The sequence below is a fragment of the Micromonospora sp. M51 genome (genome assembly GCF_018070305.1).
Taxonomy (GTDB): Bacteria; Actinomycetota; Actinomycetes; order Mycobacteriales; family Micromonosporaceae; genus Micromonospora; species Micromonospora parva.
The window spans coordinates 1-3,747 of the sequence record NZ_JAGPXZ010000620.1; the positions used below are offsets into that span (position 1 = coordinate 1).

General features: G+C 66.1%; 3 protein-coding genes and 1 pseudogene. 1 reads left to right on the plus strand and 3 read right to left on the minus strand.

Translation table 11 applies throughout. The annotated features are described in order from the left end of the window. The 3 genes and pseudogenes from KBX53_RS25695 to mycP form a co-directional block, all read right to left on the minus strand. Positions 1-274, minus strand: a pseudogene (locus KBX53_RS25695) (SAM-dependent methyltransferase); the annotation flags it as partial. Further along, positions 271-1,044, minus strand: coding sequence for a nucleoside triphosphate pyrophosphatase (locus KBX53_RS25700; RefSeq protein WP_210862091.1), 774 nt, complete (start codon positions 1,042-1,044; stop codon positions 271-273). The pseudogene KBX53_RS25695 and the gene KBX53_RS25700, both read right to left, overlap by 4 nt. A gap of 218 nt (positions 1,045-1,262) precedes the next feature. Next, on the minus strand, positions 1,263-2,366 hold the full coding sequence (gene mycP / locus KBX53_RS25705; protein WP_247676217.1) for a type VII secretion-associated serine protease mycosin: 1,104 nt from the start codon (positions 2,364-2,366) through the stop codon (positions 1,263-1,265). 875 nt (positions 2,367-3,241) lie between these two features. Between mycP and KBX53_RS37185 the strand changes: the two genes are divergently transcribed. Then, the coding region (locus KBX53_RS37185) for a hypothetical protein (protein WP_210862095.1) at positions 3,242-3,747 on the plus strand (506 nt) is incomplete at its 3' end.

The window sequence follows — 3,747 nt, forward strand, 5'->3', positions numbered from 1 at the left end:
AGGTCAGTCGCCCGCCCTCGGGCAACCCGCGGGCGATCGCCAGCGACGACAGCCCGGTGAACGTGCCGACCTCGACGGCCTGCCGTACGTCGAGCAACCGGGTGAGGAACGTCAGGAACGCGGCCTGCTCCGGCGCCACCTGCATCGAGGCGTGCTCCGGCAGCACCGACCGGGTCTCCTCGGCCAGGTCCCGGATGATCTCGTCCGGCGGGGAGCCGTGTGCGACCAGATAGGCGTGCAGCTCTTCGGTGAGCGGGATCGACTTGGTGGTCATGACCGGACGTTACCGAGCGGCTCGACGGATTGACCGCCCGCCACGGCAGGTTGGCCGCCCGCCTCGGCAGGTTGGCCGCCGGGCTCGGCAGGTTGGCCGCCGGGCTCGGTAGGTTGGCCGCCGGGCTCGACGGATTGGCCGCCCGGTGCGACCTTCGTCCACAGGTCGGTGATCCGCAGATCCAACTCGGCGAGGAGCCGGCGCAGCAGCGGCATCGACAACCCGACCACAGTCCCCGGGTCACCCTCGATCCGCTCCACGAACGGCCCGCCCAGCCCGTCGATAGTGAACGCGCCGGCCACCGCCAACGGCTCACCCGTGGCCACGTACGCGGCGATCTCGTCGTCGCTGATCTCAGCGAAGTGGACCGTGGTCGAGGCGACCGCCTCCGCCCGCCGCCCCGCATCAAGGTCAATCAAGCAGTGCCCGCTGTGCAGCACACCGCTGCGCCCGCGCATCCGCCGCCACCGCCGGGTCGCGTCGGCCGCATCGTCAGGCTTGCCGAGGATCTCCCCGTCGAAGGCCAGCACCGAGTCGCAGCCGATCACCAACGTCCGCTGATCACCGGTCGGGTTCAGTCGGCTCACCACCGCCTGCGCCTTCAGCCTCGCCAACTCCAGACACAGATCCTCGGCCCGCTCGGTCACCACCAGGGACTCGTCCACCCCGCTGACCAGCACTTCCGGCTCCACACCGGCAGCCTGGAGCAACTTACGACGGGCAGGGCTCGCCGAAGCGAGCACGAGGCGGAGCGGCAAAGTCTCAGACACGAGCCCGACGTTACCGCCCAACCCCCACCAGGCCCGACACCCCGCCCAGCGCCCCCACCGATGCCGTCCCGGCGGCCTGGGTGGTCCGGGGCCTTGGCAGCCGTCGTAGCCCGGCGGTTCGCCCGCCGGCACCCTTGATCCACTCGCCTTTCAGGAAAACGCGCTATCCCATCGCCCCGGACACGGCGGTTTCCTGAAAGCCGAGTGGATCACCGCGATCACCGGCTGATTCTGGGCGGCGGATCATCACCACGACGGCGACGTCGCGCTATCACGACCCATCCCACCCCGGCGGCCACGATCACCCCAAGAGTGGCCAGGCCGCGCACGGTCGACCCATCATCCTGACCACCTGGCTGAGCGGCAGCCGTCGTGGTCGGGTCAGCACCGGCCGGAGCGCTCACCGATTCAAAACCCAGCGGCGGTACGTCTGCCGTCAGCGCCGCCACAAGATCGATCACTCCGTAGCCGTACTCGTCGTCGCGCCCAGGAGGGCCCTTGTCGACGGCGGTAGCCGTGAGCCGGTGCGCCACCTCTCGCGCCGGCAGGTATGGGTACTTCGACCTGATCAGTGCTGCCGCGCCCGCCACGATCGCCGTCGCGTCAGAAGTTCCAGTCCCTTTGCGGTACTTGCCGTCGATGCTCGTGCTGTAGATGTCGACCGCCGGCGCAACTACGTCAATATCGGGACCAGTCAGCGAGACGGTAGCGCGTTTCCCATCTCGATCAATTCCGCCAACAGCGATAACTTCCGGGTAGCGTGCTGGGTAACCAACCAGCTGCGCCCACGGCGCATTTCCAGCAGCGGCAACAACTACGATGTCAGCTTGTAAGGCCATTCTGACTGCCTGTTGCAGGCGGTCGCTCACCCCGCCCGCGATCGAGACGCTGATGACATCGGCGCCACGCTCAATTGCGTACTCTATTGCCACTGCCAATGACTCTGAATCGCCATCCCCTCCCGGCGGTGAACAGAGTATCGGTAGGATTCTAGATTTTGGTGCAATGCCGAGCGCGCTTGAACTTCCGTCGCCATGGGCTGCGATGAGGCCGGCCATTCCTGTTCCGTGACCGTCTCTATCGGTCAGCCCATCGCCACTGCCTCCAGCGATCACGTCCTTTCCGGAAAGCAGGTTACCCCTTAGGTCCGGATGCTGATCTACGCCGCTATCGGGAAGGGCAACGATAGCTCCCTCGCCTTCGCTGACCTTGTGCGCTTCTGTGACTCTGAGGAAATTCAGGTGCCATTGCTCGACATGGGCGCCGTTTTCGCGCGCTTGTAATGCAGGGGCCGGAATCCCTCCAGGCAAGCTCAATGCCAACAGAAGAGGGAATGCGAGGTATGACCTCACCGAGGAAGGCCGAGAGCGGGGCCCGGATCAATTGGGCCGTCCTCGTCGGGCGGGAGCACCACAGGTGCGACCCCAGGCTCCATCCTCCATGGATGGTCTGGGTCCCATCGGTTGGACTCGCTGTCACTGTCGTCGGGACCCCATCGATTAGGCCGAGTAGGCGGGGCAGACATGTGCCAATTGGCCCCAGTTCTAGGCGCACCACCAATGGGCGACATGCCGCTGACGCTCCCAAGCGCACGCGGAGCACTTGGCCGCGAGCCCGCCCCTCCCGTTGGCGCCGTCCCAGCGCTCCCACCGCCTATGACACCTCCAACGGGATTGACCCGGCGCGGTGCAGCCGGACCGTTGTTAGGTGATCCAAATCCAAGACCCGGTGCGCCACCGATTAAGCCGCTTGGTGGAGCTGGACGAGGTGTTTGCGTCGTATTAATTCCTTTTAGTTTCGGCTCCTCGGGCAGTAACCGCCCCGTTGACCCACGTTGCTCGGTTGGCTGCCCAATGATCCTTGGCGCGTTAGGGGTAGACCCAAGGCTTGCGGGTGGTATTCCCATGCCAGGTGGCTGGTTTATTGGCCCAATCTGTTGGCCGTGTGGCAAGTCTTGAGTGACGGGGGCGGGCGCTGGGCTTGCTCCACCAAGGACAGGGCCAACCCCCTTTGCGATGGGCATCCGGTCACTTCGCGGATCACCTGAGTTGCCGGGTAGCGACATTCGTGCGGTCGATTGAATGGGAACCGGAACGATCGGCGGGATGACGGGAGCTGCAGTGGGTGTCGTGGCGGCTCCGCCTTCGTCGACGCGGAGAGCGGGCCGCGTGGGAGGTTTTTGGAGGGTTGCTTGGGCTTGTTGGAGTTCGCCGCTCAAGCTGAACATCATCGACCGGGCCTGCGCGTTCAGCTGTTCCAGTTCCCCATCGGCGACAGGCGGTTGGGTGGCCCGGTTGCCCATCACCGCCTTCGGGTCGGCGACCATCGCCTGGTACGCCTGCTTCTGCTGGTACTTGGTCGCGTACTCCTCATAGATCTTGCGGAGCGCGGCGCGGGTGGTGCCGATGGCCTGGGTTGCGGCGGAGAGGGCGGTGTAGTTCGCGGCGGCGGCATCGTGGGTGCGTTGCACCTTGTCGATGAGTTCGTCGAGTTCGGCGAGGTAGGTGCGGGAGGCGGCGCTGGTTTCGGGGGGCCAGGCTGCGGCGAGGCCGCGTCGGTACTGCTGGAGGCGGCCGAGGTGGGTTTGCGCGAGGTCGCAGACCTTGCGCCAGCCGGCGACCTGCTTCCAGTGGTTGGCGGTGTCGTGGTCCTGCAGGCAGGCCCACATGCTGTTGACGTCCATGAGTTGCCAGTCGGTGAGGC